Origin of the sequence: Mesorhizobium sp. 1M-11 (genome assembly GCF_001303895.1) — a bacterium.
Lineage (GTDB): Bacteria > Pseudomonadota > Alphaproteobacteria > Rhizobiales > Rhizobiaceae > Mesorhizobium.
The window spans coordinates 379,959-401,112 of the sequence record NZ_LJSD01000011.1; the positions used below are offsets into that span (position 1 = coordinate 379,959).

At 62.0% G+C, this 21,154-nt stretch carries 24 protein-coding genes and 1 riboswitch; of the genes, 8 read left to right on the plus strand and 16 right to left on the minus strand.

Features of this window, described 5'->3' with window-relative positions:
• Window positions 1-24: 24 nt before the first annotated feature.
• The 4 genes from AO692_RS05595 to AO692_RS05610 form a co-directional block, all read right to left on the minus strand.
• A complete protein-coding gene (locus tag AO692_RS05595; RefSeq protein ID WP_054309038.1) occupies window positions 25-945 on the minus strand; it encodes a pirin family protein in 921 nt (306 codons plus the stop codon).
• A gap of 173 nt (window positions 946-1,118) precedes the next feature.
• The gene (locus tag AO692_RS05600) at window positions 1,119-1,406 is read right to left on the minus strand and encodes a DUF2277 domain-containing protein (protein ID WP_054309039.1); all 288 of its coding nucleotides are present in this window, start codon (window positions 1,404-1,406) and stop codon (window positions 1,119-1,121) included.
• 163 nt (window positions 1,407-1,569) lie between these two features.
• A complete protein-coding gene (locus AO692_RS05605) occupies window positions 1,570-1,821 on the minus strand; it encodes an exodeoxyribonuclease VII small subunit (RefSeq protein ID WP_054309040.1) in 252 nt (83 codons plus the stop codon).
• A gap of 3 nt (window positions 1,822-1,824) precedes the next feature.
• Window positions 1,825-2,751, minus strand: coding sequence for a histone deacetylase family protein (locus tag AO692_RS05610; protein ID WP_054309041.1), 927 nt, complete (start codon window positions 2,749-2,751; stop codon window positions 1,825-1,827).
• Window positions 2,752-2,966: 215 nt separating this feature from the next.
• Window positions 2,967-3,154, plus strand: a riboswitch (cobalamin riboswitch).
• A gap of 44 nt (window positions 3,155-3,198) precedes the next feature.
• Here AO692_RS05610 and bluB point away from each other — a divergent pair.
• Window positions 3,199-3,915, plus strand: coding sequence for a 5,6-dimethylbenzimidazole synthase (gene bluB / locus AO692_RS05615; protein WP_054309455.1), 717 nt, complete (start codon window positions 3,199-3,201; stop codon window positions 3,913-3,915).
• A gap of 6 nt (window positions 3,916-3,921) precedes the next feature.
• Here the strand turns inward: bluB and AO692_RS05620 are convergent, their stop codons facing one another.
• Window positions 3,922-4,533, minus strand: coding sequence for a TetR/AcrR family transcriptional regulator (locus AO692_RS05620; protein ID WP_054309042.1), 612 nt, complete (start codon window positions 4,531-4,533; stop codon window positions 3,922-3,924).
• Window positions 4,534-4,690: 157 nt separating this feature from the next.
• On the opposite strand from AO692_RS05620, the gene AO692_RS05625 reads away from it, so the two are divergent.
• Both AO692_RS05625 and AO692_RS05630 read left to right on the plus strand, forming a co-directional pair.
• Window positions 4,691-5,911: an MFS transporter gene (locus tag AO692_RS05625; protein WP_054309043.1), complete on the plus strand. Its 1,221-nt coding sequence runs from the start codon at window positions 4,691-4,693 to the stop codon at window positions 5,909-5,911.
• A gap of 100 nt (window positions 5,912-6,011) precedes the next feature.
• Window positions 6,012-7,220 (plus strand): MFS transporter, encoded by a 1,209-nt coding sequence (locus AO692_RS05630; protein WP_054309044.1) that lies wholly within the window; start codon window positions 6,012-6,014, stop codon window positions 7,218-7,220.
• 43 nt (window positions 7,221-7,263) lie between these two features.
• Here the strand turns inward: AO692_RS05630 and ribB are convergent, their stop codons facing one another.
• Both ribB and aroC read right to left on the minus strand, forming a co-directional pair.
• Window positions 7,264-8,367 (minus strand): 3,4-dihydroxy-2-butanone-4-phosphate synthase, encoded by a 1,104-nt coding sequence (gene ribB, locus AO692_RS05635; protein ID WP_054309045.1) that lies wholly within the window; start codon window positions 8,365-8,367, stop codon window positions 7,264-7,266.
• A gap of 85 nt (window positions 8,368-8,452) precedes the next feature.
• Entirely contained in the window at window positions 8,453-9,550 is a 1,098-nt protein-coding gene (aroC, locus tag AO692_RS05640) for a chorismate synthase (protein ID WP_054309046.1), read from the minus strand.
• A 272-nt stretch (window positions 9,551-9,822) separates the two neighbouring features.
• On the opposite strand from aroC, the gene AO692_RS05645 reads away from it, so the two are divergent.
• Window positions 9,823-10,071, plus strand: coding sequence for a DUF1344 domain-containing protein (locus tag AO692_RS05645; protein WP_054309047.1), 249 nt, complete (start codon window positions 9,823-9,825; stop codon window positions 10,069-10,071).
• A gap of 32 nt (window positions 10,072-10,103) precedes the next feature.
• On the opposite strand, the gene AO692_RS05650 is transcribed toward AO692_RS05645, so the two are convergent.
• From AO692_RS05650 to AO692_RS05670, 5 genes are all read right to left on the minus strand, one after another.
• Window positions 10,104-10,694, minus strand: a complete 591-nt coding sequence (locus AO692_RS05650) for a histidine phosphatase family protein (RefSeq protein ID WP_054309048.1) — start codon at window positions 10,692-10,694, stop codon at window positions 10,104-10,106.
• Window positions 10,695-10,744: 50 nt separating this feature from the next.
• The gene (fabI, locus tag AO692_RS05655; RefSeq protein WP_054309049.1) at window positions 10,745-11,563 is read right to left on the minus strand and encodes an enoyl-ACP reductase FabI; all 819 of its coding nucleotides are present in this window, start codon (window positions 11,561-11,563) and stop codon (window positions 10,745-10,747) included.
• Between the two features lie 131 nt (window positions 11,564-11,694).
• A complete protein-coding gene (locus AO692_RS05660; RefSeq protein WP_054309456.1) occupies window positions 11,695-12,156 on the minus strand; it encodes a GNAT family N-acetyltransferase in 462 nt (153 codons plus the stop codon).
• 117 nt (window positions 12,157-12,273) lie between these two features.
• Entirely contained in the window at window positions 12,274-13,212 is a 939-nt protein-coding gene (locus AO692_RS05665) for a DnaJ C-terminal domain-containing protein (RefSeq protein WP_054309050.1), read from the minus strand.
• Between the two features lie 85 nt (window positions 13,213-13,297).
• Window positions 13,298-13,765, minus strand: coding sequence for an RT0821/Lpp0805 family surface protein (locus AO692_RS05670; protein WP_054309051.1), 468 nt, complete (start codon window positions 13,763-13,765; stop codon window positions 13,298-13,300).
• A gap of 36 nt (window positions 13,766-13,801) precedes the next feature.
• On the opposite strand from AO692_RS05670, the gene pdxH reads away from it, so the two are divergent.
• Together pdxH and AO692_RS05680 are read left to right on the plus strand one after the other, a co-directional pair.
• Window positions 13,802-14,419 carry a pyridoxamine 5'-phosphate oxidase gene (pdxH, locus tag AO692_RS05675; protein WP_054309052.1) on the plus strand — a complete coding sequence of 206 codons (618 nt, stop codon included), beginning with the start codon at window positions 13,802-13,804 and terminating at the stop codon, window positions 14,417-14,419.
• Between the two features lie 194 nt (window positions 14,420-14,613).
• A complete protein-coding gene (locus tag AO692_RS05680; RefSeq protein WP_054309053.1) occupies window positions 14,614-15,060 on the plus strand; it encodes a BA14K family protein in 447 nt (148 codons plus the stop codon).
• Between the two features lie 119 nt (window positions 15,061-15,179).
• On the opposite strand, the gene AO692_RS05685 is transcribed toward AO692_RS05680, so the two are convergent.
• Together AO692_RS05685 and AO692_RS05690 are read right to left on the minus strand one after the other, a co-directional pair.
• Complete coding sequence (locus AO692_RS05685; protein ID WP_054309054.1) at window positions 15,180-15,935, minus strand: crotonase/enoyl-CoA hydratase family protein; 756 nt, start codon at window positions 15,933-15,935, stop codon at window positions 15,180-15,182.
• Window positions 15,936-15,961: 26 nt separating this feature from the next.
• Window positions 15,962-17,731 (minus strand): acyl-CoA dehydrogenase, encoded by a 1,770-nt coding sequence (locus tag AO692_RS05690; RefSeq protein ID WP_054309055.1) that lies wholly within the window; start codon window positions 17,729-17,731, stop codon window positions 15,962-15,964.
• A 221-nt stretch (window positions 17,732-17,952) separates the two neighbouring features.
• Between AO692_RS05690 and AO692_RS05695 the strand changes: the two genes are divergently transcribed.
• Both AO692_RS05695 and AO692_RS05700 read left to right on the plus strand, forming a co-directional pair.
• Window positions 17,953-18,168, plus strand: coding sequence for a hypothetical protein (locus AO692_RS05695; RefSeq protein WP_054309056.1), 216 nt, complete (start codon window positions 17,953-17,955; stop codon window positions 18,166-18,168).
• A gap of 122 nt (window positions 18,169-18,290) precedes the next feature.
• Complete coding sequence (locus tag AO692_RS05700) at window positions 18,291-19,433, plus strand: GH25 family lysozyme (RefSeq protein ID WP_054309457.1); 1,143 nt, start codon at window positions 18,291-18,293, stop codon at window positions 19,431-19,433.
• A gap of 5 nt (window positions 19,434-19,438) precedes the next feature.
• Here AO692_RS05700 and arsC read toward each other — a convergent pair whose 3' ends face one another.
• A complete protein-coding gene (gene arsC, locus AO692_RS05705; protein WP_054309057.1) occupies window positions 19,439-19,852 on the minus strand; it encodes an arsenate reductase (glutaredoxin) in 414 nt (137 codons plus the stop codon).
• A complete protein-coding gene (purD, locus tag AO692_RS05710) occupies window positions 19,849-21,126 on the minus strand; it encodes a phosphoribosylamine--glycine ligase (protein ID WP_054309458.1) in 1,278 nt (425 codons plus the stop codon). Before purD ends, arsC begins: the two co-directional genes overlap by 4 nt.
• Window positions 21,127-21,154 lie beyond the last annotated feature (28 nt).

Genomic DNA, 21,154 nt, shown 5'->3' on the forward strand with positions numbered 1-21,154 from the left:
AGTAAATGTGCCGCAATGACACGTTCATTTGTCGGGCAATGGAATGAATTCCTTTTCATCGCCCGGAACGATGTCGAAGCGACCGGTCCTCCATTCCTGCTTGGCCTGTTCAATGCGTTCTTTCGACGAGGAAACGAAATTCCACCAGATGTAACGTGGAGACCCCAGCGAAGCGCCGCCAAACAGCATGAAATGCGCACCCGATTCCGACGAAACGACTATTTCGTCGCCGGGGCGAAACACCAGAAGGCGGTTCTCGGGAAAACTGTCGCCGGAAATGGTGACAAGCCCGTCGAGCACATAGATGGCGCGCTCCTCGGCTTCGGCTGCAATGCGGTACTTCGCGCCGGGCTCCAGCCGGATGTCGGCATAAAGCGTATCGTGATAGGTGGTCACCGGCGCGCGGCGGCCTTCCAACTCACCGATGATGAGACGGCCCGAAACGCCATCGGCGCTGAACTCCGGCAGTTCGGCGCTCGCGGTGTTTTCGAAGACCGGCGTCATTTCTTCCTGCCTGTCTGGCAGCGCGATCCACGTCTGCAGCCCGGACATCGACATCGGTGCGCCGCGCAATTCTTCCGGCGTGCGCTCGGAATGAACAATGCCACGACCGGCTGTCATCAAATTCACGTCGCCCGGTGAAATCACCATCTCGGTGCCGAGCGAATCGCGGTGCCTGATCCTGCCGTCGAACAGGTAGGTGACAGTGGACAAACCGATATGCGGGTGCGGGCGTACGTCCAGCGCCTTGCCGGCACGCAGGATGGCCGGTCCCATGCGATCGAAGAAGATGAAGGGACCAACCAGCCGGCGCCTGGCGGTTGGCAACGCGCGACGCACCTCGAACCCGCCGATGTCCTTGGCGTTGGCGACCACCATCAACTCGATGGCGTCGCAGGAAAAGGCGTCACCGGGTTCGGGATCGTTTCCGGGAAAGAAGCTCATCGGACTGCTCCATCTGCTGATGACTTGCAGATCGGAAGTTATACCTCCGTTCCCTTCCGGCAAACCGGCGATGCGGCGACGATCCGTTCACCGATCACCTCAATTCACGAAGCAATGGTTCAACGCCGCGGCCTGCGGATTTCGGCACGCCTGGCCGATCAGCTCTCACAAGACTATTGGGCAGCTACCGGCTTGGGTCCAAATCGCAGGGCCGATTTGGCGCGAGCTTTTGCCGCCACCTCCTCGCGGTTGCGCGGCGGCTGAGTGGTTTCGAGCGCGACAAGCAGGTCATGCGCGGCATGGGCGATGGTGCGCACCGCGTGGTCGAAAACGTCCTTGTTACGCATGGAGGGCTTGTTGGAGCCACTGATCTTGCGCACGAACTGCAGCGCCGCCTCATGAATTTCGGCATCCGTCGCCGACGGTTCGAAGTTGAAGAGCGGCTTGATGTTGCGACACATGGATATTTCTCCCGTTTGGTATGTCCGGCTTTGTCCCTCGTTCCGGTTGGAGCAATTCCAGGAAAGGTGCGTAGCAGTTTACCGTCCTGAATTGCGCGAAAACAAAAGTTAGAGCGTTTCCGCGTTTCGGAAAACCGGAAACGCTCCAGGGGCCTCGCGGCCCTTATTCCCCATCCAGTGGTTCGGTGGCGACCGGCTTGCCGTCGCGGGCGAGCCTGATCTTTTCCACCTTGTCCTCGGCCGCCTTCAGCAGGCGGTCGCAGTGCGCCTTCAGCGCCTCGCCGCGCTCGTAGATACGAATCGACTGGTCGAGCGGCACGTCGCCGCGCTCCAGGTCATCGACGATCTTCTCCAGCGCGTCCAACGCCTGTTCGAAGCTCATCGCCTTGACGTCTTCGTTCGCTTCCTCAGCCATGGCTCATCCTTTCATCAGGCGGCCGACATGCGCTGCGACCGAAAATGCCAATCCGTGCAGGTCGTAACCGCCTTCCAGCAGGCTGACCAGCCTGTTTGAACTATGGCGGCGGGCGCGATCCATCAACTGCCCGGTCGCCCAGTCGAAATCGTCCTCGACAAGATTGATCTCGGCCAGCGGATCGCGGTGGTGCGCATCAAAGCCGGCCGAGATGATGATCAGGTCTGGCGCGAAAGAATCAATCGCCGGCAGCACACGTGTGTTGAACGCCTCGCGAAAGATGTCGCTGCCTGTCGCCGGGGCCAGCGGCGCGTTGACGATGTTGCCGGCACCGGTCTCGCTTTTGGCGCCCGTGCCCGGATAAAGCGGCATCTGGTGCGTGGAACAATAGAGCACCGATGGATCGTCCCAGAAGATGTCCTGCGTACCGTTGCCGTGATGCACATCCCAGTCGACGATGGCGACACGCTCGGCGCCGTGCCTCTCCTGCGCGTAGCGTGCGGCTATGGCCGCCGTGTTGAACAGGCAGAACCCCATGGCCGTGGTTTTCTCGGCGTGATGCCCCGGCGGGCGTGCCGCCACGAAGACGTTGTCGGCCTGGCCGGCAAAGACATCGTCGACAGCCACATTGGCCGCGCCGATGGCGGTCAGCGCCGCTTGCCAGCTTTTTGGGCTCGCTACCGTGTCGGAATCGATGACGGCAATGCCGTCTTTCGGGATTGCCTTGCGCACGCGCTCGACGAAATCCTTCGGGTGACAATAGAGAATGGTCGCTTCGTCGCCCATCGGCGCCTCGCGCCGATCGAGAGCGACGAAGGCCTCGTCATCCAGAACCCGCTCGATGGCACGCAGCCTGTCCGGCCGCTCCGGATGGCCGGCGGGCGTGATGTGTTCCAGGAAAATCGGATGCGTGTAGAGGCGGGTCGTCATGGAGCCACCTTATCAGCAATGGCGATGATGGCCACGCGACAAGCATTGGAGCATTTCCGTTTTTCACGGAAATACGGAAACGCTCCGATTTTTTGTTTTAACGCAATTCCGGACGCAAAACCGCTGCGCACTTTTGCTGGAATTGCGCCAGCCTGTTGGGGAAAAGACGGCATCCGACGTCGGGATCAGGGCTGCCTTTGCTCTCGAACCGGGCTATGTTCGCCGCACTGTCAGGTGCCTGCCACGAGGCGGGAGAATCGGGAACACGGTGAAAATCCGTGGCGTGCCCAACGCTGTAAGGGGGACCGCTCGGCAAGAGCCACTGTCCGCAAGTAGGACGGGAAGGCGCCGGCAAGCGGGATGAACCCAAGCCAGAAGACCGGCCAGGCAGGAATGGTCATCCGCATGGACGGGCGGAGATGCTGTTTCGATCGCAAGGGGAACGCGATGGACGCCGTCCGCAACCATACCTGCCATGCCTTCGGCGACTTTGAACGCGAAGCCATTTACCGCGCCATCTTCACGCGCCGCGACGTACGCAGCCATTTCCAGCCAGATCCGATAGACGACGCGGTGCTTGCCCGCCTGCTTACCGCTGCGCACCACGCCCCATCGGTCGGTTTCATGCAGCCCTGGAACTTCATCGTCATTCGGGATCAGGCACGACGCGAAGCCGTGCGTGATCTTTTCCTGACTGCCCGATCCCAGGAACTGCCTCATATCGCAGAGGAACGGCAGGCGCTCTACCGTAAGCTCAGGCTGGAGGGCATCTGCGAAAGCGCGCTCAACCTATGCATCACCTGCGATCGGCGGCGCAGCGAAGGCTCGCCGCTCGGCCGGTGGCACAACCCCCAGATGGATATCTTCAGCACGGTCTGCGCCGTACAGAATTTCTGGCTCGCCGCGCGGGCTGAAGGGATCGGAGTTGGCTGGGTGAGCATCCTCGACGCCGACGCGCTCAAACAATTGCTCGGTATTCCCGATCATGTCGTGCCCGTCGCCTATCTTTGCGTCGGCCATGTCTCGGAATTCGCCGCAAGGCCAGATCTCGAGCGCAAAGGCTGGGCACCACGCCTGCCACTCTCAGACCTCATCATGAGCGAGACTTATGCTGGCGTCGGCGAGGATGCCCTGAAAGCTGCGGCCAGTGCCAGCCAAGGGTAAAAGAGTTCAGGCGGAAACCTTGCCGTCCGCCAGCAAGCCTTCCATGAGCGCGCGGAAGGCCTTGATCGCCTTGATGGAGGTCGCGCCAGGATCGTCGGAGTTGGCAACCCACTGCGCGGCATAGAGCGAGGCACCGCTGATCAGTCGAGCCATGGCTTCCGGATCCATCTCGCGGACAACCCCCTCCTCTTTCAAGGCAGCAAGGTTCCTTGTTAGGGATGAGATACAGTTATTGGCATTGGGCCAAAGCGCCGGGTCGCCGAGTACAGCCGGGCCGTCGCGCAGGACGATGCGCTGGACTTCCGGGTCCAGCGCCATTTCCACATAGCCGATGTTCTCGTCCAGGAAGCCTTGCCAGCGTGTCTTGGCTTTGGCCGAGATGGCATTGAGGCGCGTGCACATCTCAGTGTCGATCTGGGCGACGACGGCCTCGAACAGCCCCTTCTTGTCGCCGAAATGGTGATAAAGAGCGCCCCGCGTCAGCCCTGCCTCCGCGGTGAAATCATCCATCGATGCGTTCGCATAACCGACCGTCGCAAACGCCCGGCGCGCAGCCGCGATCAGCTTTGCCCGCGTTTCGGCAATCATCTCGCTACGAGGTTTGTGGGCAGTCCTCATCGTTTTTTCCTTTTGCCGCTTCGCTTTCCACATACGTCGCGTATATTTTTTTACATACGCACCGTATATTAATTGACATACGTGGCGTATGCAATTATCTCATTCGCATACGCCACGTATGTAAGTGGCGCACCCTCAAATTTCCAGGAGTGCTCCCATGCGCAATCCTTATGGTGAAATCTTCAGAGTCCCCGGAGCCAAGGGCTTCGCCGCCGCGGCCTTCATTGCCCGGCTGCCTATCGCCATGGCGCCCATCGGCATTGTCGCGATGCTCTCCCAGGCACGCGGCGAATATTGGTTGGCGGGTGCGGTATCAGCTACCTTCGCCTTGACCAACGCTTTTGCCGCCCCGCAGATCTCGCGATGGATCGACCGGCTCGGTCAGACCGCCGTGGCGGCTCCCACGACGATCATCTCTGTCATCGCCTTCATCGCCCTGCTCGCAGCCACCCACTATGACTGGCCGAGCTGGACGCTGTTCGCTTCGGCATTCCTGGCGGCTGCAATGCCCAGCGTGCCGGCCATGGTGCGGGCGCGCTGGACGGAAAAGTTCCGCGATCGTCCGGAACTCAACACGGCCTTCGCTTTCGAGTCGGTTGCCGACGAACTGGTCTATATCGCCGGCGCCTCGCTTTCGGTGGGCCTCAGCGTGGCTCTCTTCCCGGAAGCCGGCATGCTGGCCAGCACGCTTCTCCTGGCCTTCGGCATGGCCGCCTTCATCCTGCAACGCGCCAGCGAACCCAAGATCAGACAGCCCGAACACGGCAGTGGCGGCTCGGCGATCATGCTGCGTCCCGTCCAGATCATAACGCTGGCGCTTGTCTTCGTCGGCGCGATCTTCGCCACGGCCGAGGTAAGCTCGGTGGCCATCACCAAGGAACTCGGCCAGCCGACCGCCGCCAGCCTCGTCATCGGTGTCTACGCGGCCGGTTCCTTCATCGTCGGTCTCATCGTCGGCGCGTTGAACCTTCAGGCTCCGAAACAGCGCCTGCTCGCCCTTTCGATCGCCATCGTTGCATTGACCACTCTGCCGTTGCTCGTCGCCAACACCGTTCCGCTGCTGGCGCTCGCTGTCTTCGTCAGCGGCGTGGCGATCTCGCCCACCTTCATCATGGCCTTCGGCTTGATCGAGCGGCGCGTACCCGAAGCCATGCTGACCGAAGGCATCACCTGGGTGATGACCGGCATCGGCATCGGCATGGCGCTGGGTGCATTCGTGGCGGGCTGGGTGGTCGACAATTATGGCGCACAGAACGGTTTCTGGGTCTCGGTGGCGGCTGGCACGATCGCCTTCGTGATCGTGCTTCTCGGCCAGAAGGCGCTCGCCGGCGAGACGGAAAGCGAATTATCGCAAGCTGCTCCGCAGGCAGCGGAGTGACATTCGCCGACCTTCAGGACAACGACCCAACAGGACCAACGAGCCGCCTTCTCAGGCGGCTCGACTGTCTTTGAAATCTCAACTATTCCCGGTGACGGCCATGCGTAACCCTTACAGCGAAATTTTCCAGGCACCCGGCGCCAAGGCGTTTTCCGCGGCCGGCTTCGTTGCCCGCTTTCCGCTCTCCATGATCACGCTCGGCATCGTGACGATGCTGTCGGAAACACATGGCGAATACTGGCTTGCTGGCGCAGTCTCGGCCACCTTCGCGCTGGCAAGCGGCTTGATCGCGCCGCAGGTGTCACGGCTTGTCGACCGGCACGGCCAGCGCCGTGTTCTTGTGCCCGCGACGCTGATCGCCGTTTCGGCACTGATTGGCCTGATGGTGGCTACCCATTTGAAGGCGCCCAACTGGACGCTGTTTCTTTTCGCGATCCTCAGCGGCGCGATACCGAGCTTCAGTTCCTTCGTCAGGGCGCGGTGGACCGAGCTTTACCGCGGCACCTCGAAGCTGCACGCGGCGTTTGCCTTTGAATCCGTGGTCGACGAAGTCATGTTCATGGTCGGTCCGATCCTCGCGATCGGTCTGAGCGTCACCATCTTCCCCGAAGCCGGACCATTGGCCGCCACGATCTTTCTTCTTGTCGGCAGCTTGCTGTTTGCTGCCCAGAGATCCACCGAGCCACCAATCCATGCGCGGGAGAGCAACGGCGGTCGCTCCGTCATCCGCCTCGGTTCGCTGCAGATCATCGTGCTGACCCTGGCGTCCATCGGCGCGATCTTCGGCACGGCCGAAGTGGCTGCAGTCGCCTTCGCGGAAGCCCAAGGCAACAAAGCGGCCGCCAGCCTTACCCTGTCGGCCTATGCGGCCGGCTCACTCGTTGCCGGCCTTGCCTTCGGCATGTTGAAGCTCAAGCTGCCGCTTGCCCGGCAATTGCTCGTCACGATAGCGCTGGCGGCCCTCACCACTTTGCCGCTGCTCATCGTGGGCAGCATCCCCATGCTTTCACTGGTGTTTTTCGTCGCGGGCGTCGCCGTTTCGCCGACCATCATCACCTCGATGGCGCTGGTTGAAAAACTGGTACCGTCCTCCAAGCTCACCGAAGGCATGACCTGGGCGATCACCGGCATCGGTATCGGCATGGCCGCAGGTTCAGCGGCCGCAGGCTGGGTGATCGACGCCTACGGTCCGACCAGCGGCTTCCTGGTTTCGATCACGGCTGGCGTTGTCGCCTTGATTGTCGCACTGGCCGGTCAGCGCAACCTGCAACATTCTGTGCACGACACGACCGCCCCGGTTTTGGCTTGAGCGGCTTCATCGAAACGGACGCGATATGGCGCCCTGTTGCCGATCAGAGAATTTCCGTCCTGGCGATGCGGATGCCGAAGCCTTCCAGGCCGACATAATGCCGCTCGCGCGAAGCAATCAGATTGATCGATGAAATGCCGAGATCCTTGAGTATCTGCGCGCCAAGTCCGATCTCGCGCCATTCGTTCTCGCGCCGGCGCGCTTCCTCGTGGTCCTCGCGCTCTGCGCCTGCCTGCCGGTTGCGGCCACCATGGCTACCGACGCCGGTGGATCCCTCGCGCAGATAAACGATGACCCCGCGCTTGCGCTCTCCGAGCGCCTTCATGATGTCGGCAAGAACTGTGTGCGTGCCGAAGACGTCCGTCGTGACATCTTCCAGATGCAGGCGCACCGGCACTTCCTCGCCGTCACGAATGTCGCCGTAGACGATTGCCAGATGATGCATCGCTTCCCAGGGCAGCGAATAAGCGATCGCGGTTGCCTTGCCCCCAGGCGTGTCGATGTCCGAGCAGGCGACGCGCTCGACCAACGTTTCCTTGCGCTGGCGGTAGGCAATGAGATCGGCCACCGAGACCTGCTTCAGCCCATGCTCCTCGGCGAAGGCTGCCACTTCAGGCCCGCGCTTGACGGTGCCATCGTCATTGACCAGTTCGGAAATGACCCCGACCGGCGGCAGGCCGGCCAATTTGCACAGATCGACCGCGGCTTCCGTATGGCCGGAGCGCATCAGCACGCCGCCTTCCCGTGCGATCAGCGGAAAGATGTGGCCGGGCCGCACGAAATCGCTGCCTGCGACGTTGCCATTGGCCAGGTTACGCACGGTAAGCGTGCGATCCTCTGCGGAAATGCCGGTCGTCGTGCCATGCTTGAAGTCGACGCTGACCGTGAAGGCGGTCGTATGGGCGGAATCGTTGTCGGCCACCATCGGCGCCAGATTGAGCCGCTTGGCTTCCTCGCGCGGCATCGGCGTGCAGACGATGCCGGAGGTGTGGCGCACGATGAAAGCCATCTTCTCCGGCGTACAGTGAACGGCCGCGACGATCAGGTCACCCTCATTCTCGCGACCGTCATCGTCCATGACGACAACGATCTCGCCGCGCTCGAAGGCGCGCAAGGCTTCGACAATTCTCTTCTGATCGTAAGGCATGGGGCTCTTTCGGTAGCGAATAGTGAGTAGCGAATAGTGAGTAGTGTTTTTTCACTCTATTCGCTACTCACTACTCGCTATTCACTCATCTTCCCGTTTGGCCCCGATGGCGCAGATAGTGGTCGGCAATGGCACAGGCCACCATCGCTTCGCCGATCGGCACGGCACGGATGCCGACACAGGGGTCGTGGCGGCCCTTGGTGACGACATCGACGTCCTTGCCGTCGCGATCGATGGATTTGCGCGGATTGAGGATCGACGAGGTCGGCTTGACGGCGAAACGTGCGATGACCGGCTGACCTGTCGAAATGCCGCCAAGGATGCCGCCGGCGTTGTTGGAGAGGAACACCGGCTTGCCGTCGTTGCCCATGCGCATCTCGTCGGCGTTCTGTTCGCCTGTGATCCTGGCGGCTTCGAAACCATTGCCGATCTCGACGCCCTTGACTGCGTTGATCGACATGAGGTTCGAAGCAATATCCTGATCGAGCTTGGCATAGATCGGCGCCCCCAGCCCTGCCGGCACACCGTCCGCAACGACCTCGATCACCGCGCCCACGGACGAACCCGCCTTGCGGATGCCGTCCAGATAGGCCGCGAACACAGGCACTGACTGCGGATCCGGCGTGAAGAACGGGTTTTCGGCATCGCCGATGAAATTCCAGTTCCAGTTGGCGCGGTCGATTTCCTTCTCGCCCATCGAGATCAATGCGCCGCGCACGACAAGGCCCGGAACGACCTTGCGGGCAAGCGCGCCGGCTGCGACGCGGGCCGCGGTCTCGCGCGCCGAGGAACGGCCGCCACCACGATGATCGCGGATGCCGTATTTGACCTCATAAGCATAGTCGGCATGACCCGGCCGGTACTGGCGAGCGATCTCGCCATAATCCTTCGAGCGCTGGTCGACATTCTCGATCAGCATCGACACGGGCGTGCCCGTGGTGATCATGGTAACGCCGTCCTCGTCCATGACGAAACCCGACAATACCTTGACCTCGTCCGGCTCGCGGCGTTGCGTGACGAAGCGCGACTGGCCCGGCCTGCGACGGTCAAGCTCGGCCTGGATGTCCTCTCGGGTGAAGCGGATGCCGGGCGGACAGCCATCCACGACGCAGCCCAAGGCCGCACCGTGGCTTTCGCCCCAGGTGGTTACCCGGAAAAGATGACCGAAGGTATTATGCGACATCTGTAGCAGCCCTCGCACGGGTCTGACCCCGGCATGGCCTGCCTTCTATTAGCGTTTTCCGCAGTGGTCAAACAGGGGCAAACCCGTGCTGATACACGCTTCGATTACAAGCATCAGACCGACAGAAGGAGCCCTCCGAGGGAGGTTACGCCCCTGTTGTCCACGGGAGGTGACTTAGGTTTGACACATTCGGCTGGTTTCTGTTTGTTTCCGTCGCCGCATACGGCCGCCGCATGGGAACGGCGCAGAACAACAAACAATGAGGACCATCAATGCGTACCCTGCTCGGCGCCATTGCAGCCACTATGCTTATCGTTACCGCCGCTTTCGCGGGCCAGGCAGAGGGCAAGATCAAGAAGGTCGACAAGGAAACGCTGACGCTGACGCTCGATGACGGCAAGGCCTACAAGCTGAATGCCGAAATGGACCTTGAAGCGTTGAAGCCTGGCACGGACATCGTCATTGCCTACGACGTCAGCAATGGCGAGAATGTCATCACCGACATGGAACTGCCGCAGTAAGGCAAGTCAACGATGGTCGCCGCCGTGAGGCTCTACAGCCATTCCAGACGGCGACCCTGCACCCTCAGGACGCGGTCTTGCGGAATTTCCAGTGAAGCCGCTTCATCCTTCGAAAAACCCGCAATCATCCGAAACAGGCAGCGCACCACGCCGCCGTGAGTGACGCAGATCGTGTCGCGTTCCATAGCCTGGAACACCGGCTGGATGCGGGATAGCAGCTTCTGGTAGCTTTCCGCGCCGGAACCCGGCGGGGTGAAATCCCATTTGTCCTCGCCACGCGCACGGCTCGCCCCCGGATAGCGGGTTTCGAGTTCGGGATAGGTGAAACCCTGCCAGTCGCCGAAATTAAGTTCGACCAGACGATCGTCGGTTCGGTAGCCGGCCGGGTCCTGCCCCATGGCTGAGCGCAGCAGTTCCATGGTCTCGCACGTGCGCAGCATCGGGCTGGAGACATAATCGAAGGTAGCCTTCGCGTCGCCGATGAGACCCGCGAGCTTGCGCCCATTCTCCGACGCCTGGCGGCGACCGACGTCATTGAGATCAGTATCGGCCTGCCCCTGCAGACGATGCTCGGCATTCCAATCGGTCTGGCCGTGGCGCACGACATAGATAAGCGCAGACATGGTGCGCGAACGACCTCCGGTACGATGCGGGAAAATGCCGGGCGGCAGCCTCAGTCCTTGAGAACGGAGATGTCCGGGGCGTCGACAGCCTTCATGCCGACGACGTGATAACCCGAATCGACATGATGGACTTCGCCGGTGACGCCGCGCGACAGGTCCGACAGGAAATAGAGGCCCGAATCGCCCACTTCCTCAGGTGACACCGTGCGCTTCAGCGGGGCGTTGTATTCGTTCCACTTCAGAATGTAGCGGAAGTCGCCGATGCCGGACGCCGCGAGCGTCTTGATCGGGCCGGCTGAAATGGCGTTGACGCGGATGCCCTTGGCACCGAGATCGACTGCCAGATAACGCACCGAAGCCTCGAGCGCCGCCTTGGCGACACCCATGACGTTGTAGTGCGGCATCACCTTTTCGGCACCGTAATAGGTCAGCGTCAGCAGCGAACCGCCATTGGTCATCAGCGGCTCGGCGCGCTTGGCAACGGTGGTGAAGGAGAAGACCGAGATATCCATGGTGCGCAGGAAATTGTCGCGTGTCGTCTCGACATAACGGCCCGTCAGTTCCTCCTTGTCGGAGAAGGCGATGGCATGCACCAGGAAGTCGAGCCGACCCCACAATTTGCTGACATTTTCGAACACCGTGTCCAGGCTTTCCGGATCGGTGACGTCGCAATGGCCGACGACCTCGGCGCCAAGTTCGGCCGCCAATGGCTCGACGCGCTTCTTGAACGCTTCGCCCTGATAGGTCAGCGCAACCTCGGCGCCGTGATCCACACAGGCCTTGGCAATGCCGTAGGCAATCGAACGGTTGTTGGCGACACCCAGGATAAGGCCGCGCTTGCCGGCCATCAGGCCTTGTCCACCCACCATATGAGCGCTCTCCGCATACTGATCCGCTTTGAACTGCCCTATCGCACAGGCGCTTGATGCCTTCAAGCGATGATGACATGGGCCGGCTGTACTTGCCGGTCACGTTTAACCGGCAGGCAAATCTGTCCGGATCAGAAAAGCCGGCGATAAACCACGAAGCCGGAGCGTTCCGCGACCTGATCGTAAAGCCGCATCGCCGTCTGGTTGGTTTCGTGGGTTTGCCAGTACACCCGCTTCGAGCCGGCTTCGCGGGCGCGGTCGTAGACCCCTTCGATCAGCGCCTTGCCTATCCCCTTGCCGCGCGCATCCTGTGAGGTGAACAGATCCTGCAGATAGCAGTTCGGCTCGATGGCCGTGGTCGAGCGATGGAAAAGATAATGCGTCAAGCCAAGCAATCGATCACCGCTTTCGGCAACCATTGCATGAACCGGCTCATAGGCATCGAAGAACCGCGACCAGGTCATCTGCGTGACGGCTTCGGCGAGCGCGGTGGGACCGGAACGTCCGTAGAAAGCGTTATAGCCGTCCCAGAGCGGCAGCCAGCGGTCGAAATCCTGGCGAACGACCGGGCGGATGATGATTTGCGAAGACATGACAGATGCCGCTGCTGTGAATGACAGCGGCATTGCTACCCACAGGCACGGTCCCGGCAATGGATCGCCTGACCCAATCCTTTGGGCCAGACGAATGCCGTCGCAGAAAAGCCGCGCTCAGCCTTGCTTCTTGACGAGTGCTTCCAGTTCCGGATCGCCACCTTCCGGCAGCATGATGCGGACATGAGCATAGAGATCCGCGTGACCACCGGCCTTTTCCGGCAGCCCGCGCCCCTTGATGCGGAGCACCTTGTCGGAGCTCGACCAGGCCGGCACATTAAGCGCGATACGACCGGTCGGGGTTTCGACCGCCACCTTGGCGCCGACAACCGCATCATGCAGCGACACCGGGAGGTCGGCGTGCAGATCGCGTCCCTCCACGCGATAGCGCGGGTGGCGGCGGAACCTGACCTTGACCAGCGCATCGCCCGGCTGACCGTATCCCTGCTCCCCCTGGCCCTTGAGACGGATCGTCTGGCCGTCTTCCACATAGGTCGGCAATTTCACCGCGATCTTGCGACCGTCAGGGAAGATGGCCGTCACTTTTTCGGCGGTCGCAGCTTCCTCGATCGTGACATCCAACGTCACGTTGATATCTCCGCCGGCCGGTGCCTGCCTGCGACGCTCACCACCCATTCCACCCGTGCCCGCGCCGCCCGGACGCTGCTGGCTGAAGGCGTCGCCGAATATCTGACTGAAGATGTCGCCTGCACCATCCCCGAACGGACCACCGCCGGACGAACGGAACTCGAAATGCGATGCACCCGGCCCCTGCTGGCGACGGAAACCGGCGAAGGGATCGCCGCCGGCGTTCTCGAAGCCCTGGAAGCGCGGCTTACCATCGGCGTCTATCTCACCACGGTCGAAGGCCGCACGGGCCTTTTCGTCGCCGAGAATCTCATAGGCCTGATTGGCCGCGGAAAATCGGTCCTTGGCCTTGGGGTCATTCGGGTTCTGGTCCGGGTGGTGCTTCTTGGCGAGTTTCCGAAACGCCGACTTGATGTCCTTGGACGAGGCGTTCCTGGCAACTCCCAGCACCTCATAGGGGTCGCGCATCAATCCTGCTCATCGAATGGGTAAATTCAGAGTTGTTTCCTATATGCGCCTTGATAGGAAGAAATTCCAGTGGCGGCGGGGAAAATCAGAGCGCCTTGAAATCCTGCGTCTTCCACGCACCGGTTGGCGTCATGCAAATCGACCCCTTGTACATGGTCACGCCATCATAGCTTTCACGCGAAACGTCGAACTGGCGGCAGCGCCCCCTGATTGTGTCACCGGTCTCCGCCAGCGCGGTGATGGCGCCACGCGAGCCGGTGGCGGAATTGGCCCAGGGAACAGCCTGATTGGCCAGGCCCTGCAAATCGGCGGAAGACGCGGCGTTGCGGATCGTTGTCTCGTCGGAAGCCATGCCGGCATCGGTATTGTTGCTCGCGCCCGAGGAAATCGAACCCGTGACGATGGAACGGTCGACCTCGGCCTTTTCCAGACTGAAGCCACCCGCGCCACAGCCAGCAAGGACAAGCAACACACAGGGTGCCGCCGCCCTGAGACAGGACGAAACGAAAGTGCCCACTGGCCGGCTGTCAAAACGGTGCGCGATGCGCGACAATCGGCAAATCCTCGGCCAGTTCACATCGGAAAAACTATGAACGAGACAGTCTTAACAACAGGTGACTTTACAGAGAGCGCGGAGCCTTTCCGGCTGTTCGCCGCCTGGTTGGACGATGCCTCCAAGTCCGAACCCAACGACCCCAATGGCGTGGCACTGGCCACCGTCGACGCCGACGGCATGCCGGACGTACGCATGGTGCTGCTCAAGGGGTTCGACGAGCACGGATTTGTCTTCTACACGAATTTCGAAAGCGCCAAGGGCCGGGAGATCCTGGGCAATATGAAGGCGGCGATGTGCTTCCACTGGAAGTCGCTGCGCCGCCAGGTGCGCGTGCGCGGGCCGGTCGAGATCGTCTCCGACGCGGAAGCCGATGCCTATTACGCATCACGCCCGCGCGGCAGCCGGATCGGTGCCTGGGCCTCGAAGCAGTCACGCCCACTGGAAAGCCGCTTCGCCCTGGAAAAGGCGGTCGCGGAATACACCGCCCGCTATGCCATCGGCGATATTCCGCGCCCCAGCCATTGGTCCGGCTTCCGCATCCTGCCGCAGACGATCGAATTCTGGCACGATCGTCCGTTCCGCCTGCACGACCGCATCGTGTTCAGCCGCAACGCCGAAGGCGGTTGGGACAAGACCCGCCTTTATCCTTAACCGGCGGCCGGCGGAGCGAATCGACTGGGCACCGCGCCCGTTTGCGTCACACGCAAAGGACGCTCCGGCACCTTGATTTGGCGCTCCGGTTTGTCCTGACATTACAAATATTTAATGCAATCGTTCAGTTTCGGTTCACGCCTGGACTGCGAAGCTCGCTGCGTCCGAAGTTTTCAACCAAAACGAGGAATGCGATGAAAAAGCTTCTTTCCACCCTTTGCGCGGCAGCGACCGTGCTCACCAGCGTCGCCACTTCGGTGACGCCCGGCCAGGCTGCTCCGATGCCAAGGCCAACCGTCGAAACGAGCAGCGATATCGTGCAGGTACAGAACCGGCGTGGCTTCTATCGCAATGGCGACCGTTATTACTACAACGGCCACCGCGGCTACCGCCACGCACGGCCGGGCTGGAAGCGCCACAATGGTGTTTGGTTCCCGCCAGCGGCCTTCATTGCCGGCGCCATCGTCGGCGGCGCGATCGCCAATCAGGGTCGGCCTGCCTATCGTCCGGCCTATCCCGTGCGGCTCAGCAATGCGCATGTGCGCTGGTGCTACGACCGCTACCGCTCCTACCGCGTGTCGGACAACACCTTCCAGCCCAACTACGGGCCGCGTCAGCAGTGCATCTCGCCCTACCGGTAAGCAGACAATCTGATGTCTACGCATCGGCCCGAAAATCGGAATCGATTTTCGGGCCGATGCGTAGATTCAACGTGGATCCAAAATGTCAGGCTGTCTTTGCGCTCCGATGTGCAGCGCGGTCAGCCCGCCTTCTTGCGGTTCATGAAGGCCACGAAAGCGGCACGAGCCTCGTCGGACTTGAGGCGTTCGCCGAAATGCCGCCCCTCTTCCTCGATGCGTGCGACGACTTCCTCGCGCGAACCCAGCATCAGGTCCCGTGCGATCTTCAGCGCCTCTGGCGGCTTGGCCGCAATCTCCTCGGCCTTGGCAAGCACCGCCGGCTCGAGAGTATCCTCCGCAACGATCGCGTAGATCAATCCAGCGGCTTTGGCGCGTTCCGCCGAGAAGCCCTCGCCCAGTCCGAGCAGCGCGAACGCATCCTGGCGGCCGACGATGCGCGGCACGAGCAGGCTGGATGCGGCTTCCGGCACCAGGCCGAGATCGACGAAAGGCGTGCGGAAGATGGTGCGCGGCGTGGCGAAGGTCAGGTCGCAATGCAGGTTGAGCGTGGTGCCGATGCCCACCGCAATGCCATCGACCCCCGACAGCAACGGCTTTTGTGCCCGCGCCAGAGCCAGGAGAAAGTCCCACACCTCGCGGCCGCCCTCGCCGCCGGTGGCAACGGTCAGGAAGTCGGCGAGATCATTGCCAGCCGAAAAAGCGCCGGGCAGGCCGAAGAAGACAGTGGCACGCACCAGCGGATCGGCATCCGCCTCGGTAAGCGCCGCCGCCATCGCCGCATACATGGCGCGTGTCAGCGCGTTCTTCTTGTCGGCCCGGTTCATGCGGATGACCTGAACCGCGCCCCTGCGCTCGACTACGATGTGATCCGTCACGCTTTTCTTCCTTCGTTGTAGAATGGTCAGGCCGAGATCAGCGCCTTGCCGGCTTCAGCCAGGCTTTCAGCGCCACCGAGCACGCGTTCCTTGAGCGCGGCGGTCTCGCCCAGCATGTTCTCGGCATAGAAGCGGCAAAGCGGCAGGCGCTGCTCGGAGACGAGCGCACCGCGCGCCAGATAGGCACCGCCGGCGGCAAGCGAAATCAGCTTGAGATAGGGCGTGGCACCTGCCAGAACTGCTTCCTGCTCGCCATCGGCCAGGCGCGCCTGCAGGAAATTCGTCGCTTCCGCGAGATCGGTCAGCGCGCGGTCGAGCAGGTCGGCCGTGCGGCCGAAACCGGGACGGTTCGATGCCCGCACATCGGCGGCCACCGCCTTCAGCTCATCGATATAGCCATGGACATGCCGGCCGTCGCCCAGCGGCAGCTTGCGTGTCACCAGGTCGATCGCCTGGATGCCGTTGGTGCCCTCATAGATCGGCGCGATGCGGGCATCGCGATAATAGGCTGCAGCCCCCGTTTCCTCGATGAAGCCCATGCCGCCGTGGATCTGAACGCCGAGCGAAGCGACATCGACGCCGGCATCCGTGGAAAAGGCCTTGGCCAGCGGGGTGAGCAGATTGGCGCGATCGCGCCAATGACTGGCCGCCTCGCCTTCCGAGACATGCGCCATATCCAGCGCATGCGCGCAGGAATAGCTGATCGAGCGCGCGATCTCGGTCAACGCCTTCATGCTAAGCAGGTTGCGCTGCACGTCGGCGTGATGGACGATCGGTGCCATACCATCGCCGGCATAGCCGGCCGCCTTGCCTTGCCTGCGTTCATTGGCATAGGCGAGTGCCTTCTGGTACGCGGCTTCGGCCACCGCCACGCCCTGCATGCCGACAGCGAGACGGGCATTGTTCATCATGGTGAACATGCAGGCGAGGCCCTTGTTCTCCTCGCCGATCAACCAGCCGATGGCGCCGGGTGCAGCATCACCAAAGCCGTCACCGTAAATCATGGTGCATGTGGGCGAGGCATGGATGCCGAGCTTGTGCTCGATGCCGGAACAGAACACATCGTTGCGGGCGCCAAGCGAACCGTCGTCGTTGACCAGGAACTTCGGCACCAGGAACAACGAGATGCCGCGCGTGCCGGCCGGCGCGTCAGGCAGGCGCGCCAGCACCAGATGCACGATGTTGTCGGTGAAATCGTGCTCGCCATAGGTGATGAAGATTTTCTGGCCAAAGATGCGGTAGGTGCCATCTCCAGCCGGCTCGGCGCGGGAGCGCAGAGCCGCAAGATCGGAACCCGCCTGAGGCTCGGTCAGGTTCATCGTGCCCATCCATTCGCCTGATACCAGCCTGGCGAGATATTTTGCCTTGAGCTCGTCGGAGGCATGTTTGTGCAGCGCCTCGACCGCGCCCATGGTGAGCGTCGGGCCGATGCCGAAGGCCATGGCGGCCGAGTTCCACATTTCGAGCGCAGCAACCCCCAGCATGGTCGGCAGCGCCTGGCCGCCGAACTCCTCGGGGGCCGACAGGCCGTTCCAGCCGCCTTCGATCCAACGGCGATAGAGATCCTTCCAGCCGGCGGGCATGGTCACGACGGCATCCTTCAGCACCGCGCCGGTCTCGTCGCCGATCTTGTACAGCGGCGCGACCTCGTCGGTTGCGAAACGACCCGCCTCTTCCAGCACCGCGTCGACCAGATCCTCGCCGAGTTCACCGAATGCCCCCGCATCGAGAGCTGGCTTCAACCCGGCGACATGTTTCAGCGTAAAGGCGATATCCGCGACCGGTGCCCGATACATGCCGTCTCCTCCTCTGCTACCGCGCGATCCTGCCGCGTGCCGCTATTGCAATGCAACAGTGCGATGGTGCAACGCCGATAAATATACTTTTACGTAAACGTCAAATTTTGTCACGTGGATTTTGCAGACATTCGAAATAGCCCCTGCCGCGAAGGCGATACAGGCTTAGGCCTGACATTTTCACTGCTGCAGGTATAAGAACACTGCAAAGGAGCACTCGAATGCTGGCCGGACCCGACGCCTTTCGCTGCATCGAATGCGGCCTGCCTTATCGTGACGAAGGGTTTCACTACCATAGCGGCAGGATCGAGCATGGCGCGGCCTATTGGTCGGACCGTGGCGTTTTGTGCTCGCCGCAATGTTCGCTTGCCCACTACCGGCGCCGCGAAGCCGAGGGCACGCTGCCGGAGAAACCAGCGCCGGATCCGTTTATCTGATAGCAGGCTCAGCCAAGAAACGATCTCGCCGGCAAAAACCGTTCATTAACCATAGCCGTTCAGGATCGACGGTTATTGAGCGGGATACGCCCTTGAACGGCCGCACGCGACAGTTCTTCCGCATGACAACGCTGGCAGCGGGCCTGGCGGCGGTGACGGGTGTGGCCGCGGCATCTGACTTTTCCGAGCCATGGAAAAAAGAAGACCGCGCGCTTGTCATCGACGCTTATGAATACAATCCCATCAACTGGAATGCGCTTGCTTCCGACAAGCGCATTGTCGGCTTCATCAACAAAGCCTCGGACGGCATACCACCACCTTACTCCTGCAACGGAACAGAAACCGAGCAGCGGCTCTGCAAGGCCCTATGGAAGCGCCATGCCGTGACGCGCGAACTGTTCCAGACGCGCAAGGTGGTTGCGAAGGCACTGGGGTTGGAATGGGGAGCTTATCATCTCGCCCGTCCGGGCAATCCCGTCGAGCAAGCCGACAATTTCGTCGATTTCGTCGAACCGGGACCTGACGACCTGCTTGCGCTCGATATCGAAGACAACGACCCCGAGAAATGGATGTCGCTGGAGGACGCCGAAGAGTTCGTGCGGCAGGTGCACCGCCGTGTCGGCCGCTTCCCCATCCTCTACACAAATGAGGTCACGGCCAGCCATATCGCCGCCAACCGCTATCGCTACCGGCTCCTGTCCCGGCTGCCGCTCTGGTATGCGCGCTACAAGCCGGAGGTCGGCGCCAGCTTTCCCAAGGGCCACTGGAGCGGGTATGCGCTTTGGCAATTCGCCGCGCAGGCCAATTGCGGCCGCCTCTCCTGTCCCTATCGCGCTGCAGGCACGCCCAACGACATCGACATCAATGTCGCGCCGATGAATGCGGCCGAACTGCGTAGCCAATGGCCCTTCGGCGCCCTCATCGACGTGCCAGTCGACTATCTGGCAAGTGTGCCGGTACCGCTGTCGCGGGAAGCCGGCATGCGCGGAGAACGCGTCACCTATGCCGCGGTCGCTGCGCCACCAACGTTGGACGAACTGGGGGCTGCGCTGAAGGCGCGCTGGGTTGCATTGCGCAACGCCTTCCGCCGTCCGCCTTTGCTGGTGGCCAAACAGATGCGCGGCATTGCCGGCTATGTAGCCGCTGTCCGGCAGAAAACTCAGGCTGTGCTGGTATCGCAGGGCACGCCACCGCCTGGCATCGATCCTGTTGCAACAGGATCGATCAAGCCGGTCCGGGCCACCACCACTCTGGCAGACCGCTGATCGTTCTAACGGCGGATGGAGGTGTGCACCACCTCGCCGTCTTCCTTGATGAAATCACCAATGTCGGGATTGGCGAGCACTTCCAGCACACGCTCAGAAGGCCGGGCCAGGACGACGCCCTTTTTCGTCACCACGATCGGCCGGTTGATGAGGACTGGGTACTCCATCATGAAATTGAGGATTTCCTCGTCGCTGAAGCGCGGATCGTAGAGCCGCAACTCCGTATAGGGTGTATCCTTCTGGCGCAGCAGCTGCTTTGGCTTCATGCCCATGAGGCGGAGCAATTCAACCAGTCTGGCGCGCGACGGAGGCGTCTTCAGATATTCGATGATCTCGGGCTCCTCGCCGGAAGCGCGGATCATGGCCAGCGCGTTGCGCGAGGTGCCGCAGCCGGGATTGTGGTAGATGGTGACGCTCATCGCCCCTCTTCGCGCTCGACCGCACGCCAACCGATGTCACGGCGGCAGAAGCCCTGCGGCCAGTCGATACGGTCGACCGCGGCATAGGCGCGCTTTTGCGCCTCGCCCACCGTACGGCCGGTGGCCGAGACATTGAGTACGCGCCCGCCATTGGCAACCAAGGCGCCCGCATTGACCGCAGTGCCGGCATGGAAAACCTCGGCGCCCTCGGCGCGAGCCGCATCGATGCCGCGAATGACCGATCCCTTTTCCGGCGCGCCTGGATACCCGGCCGCCGCCATCACCACGGTAAGCGCTGCCTCGTCCAGCCAGCGCACCGACATGTGACCGAGCTGACCATCAGCGGCGGCATTCAGCAGCACGAGCAGATCGTCCTTCAGCCGCATCATCAGCACCTGGCATTCGGGATCGCCGAAGCGGGTGTTGTATTCGATCAGCCTGGGTCCCTGGTCGGTGATCATCAGCCCGGCAAAGAGCACACCCGCGAAAGGCGAACCGAGTTCGGCCATGCCGCGCATGGTCGGTTCGATGATTTCGCGCATGGTGCGATCGACCATTTCAGGCGTCATCACGGGGGCCGGCGAATAAGCGCCCATGCCGCCGGTGTTGGGGCCGACATCGCCGTCGCCGACGCGCTTGTGATCCTGCGCTGTTCCAAAGGGCAGCGCCGTCGTGCCATCGCACAGGCAGAAGAAACTGGCCTCCTCACCGGTCATGAACTCCTCGACAACCACTTCGGCGCCAGCACTGCCGAAAGAGCCGTCAAAACAGGCGCTCAGCGCGTCCAGCGCCTCCGGCAGCGTCATAGCAACCGTAACGCCTTTGCCCGCAGCCAACCCGTCGGCCTTGATGACGATCGGCGCCCCGACCTTTTCGACATAGGCGCGCGCTGCCGCCAGATTGTCGAAACGACCATAAGCGGCGGTCGGGATGTTGAAGCGGGCGCACAGATCCTTGGTGAAGCCCTTCGATCCCTCCAGCCGCGCCGCCGCCTTGGATGGCCCGAAAACGCGGATGCCGGCGGCGCGCAGATCATCGCCGATACCGGCGACCAACGGCGCTTCCGGACCGACAACGACGAGATCGATCTTCATGTCGCGGCAGAAGGCGGCAACAGCAGCATGGTTGGCGATGTCGAGCGCGACGAGCTCCGCCTGTTCGGCAATGCCTGGATTGCCAGGCGCAGCATAAAGCTTGGTGAGCAAAGGCGAGGCAGCGAGCTTCCAGGCCAGCGCATGTTCGCGCCCACCGGAACCGAGGAGAAGAACATTCATGTCGGAAACCTCGCCCATCCGTATAGCC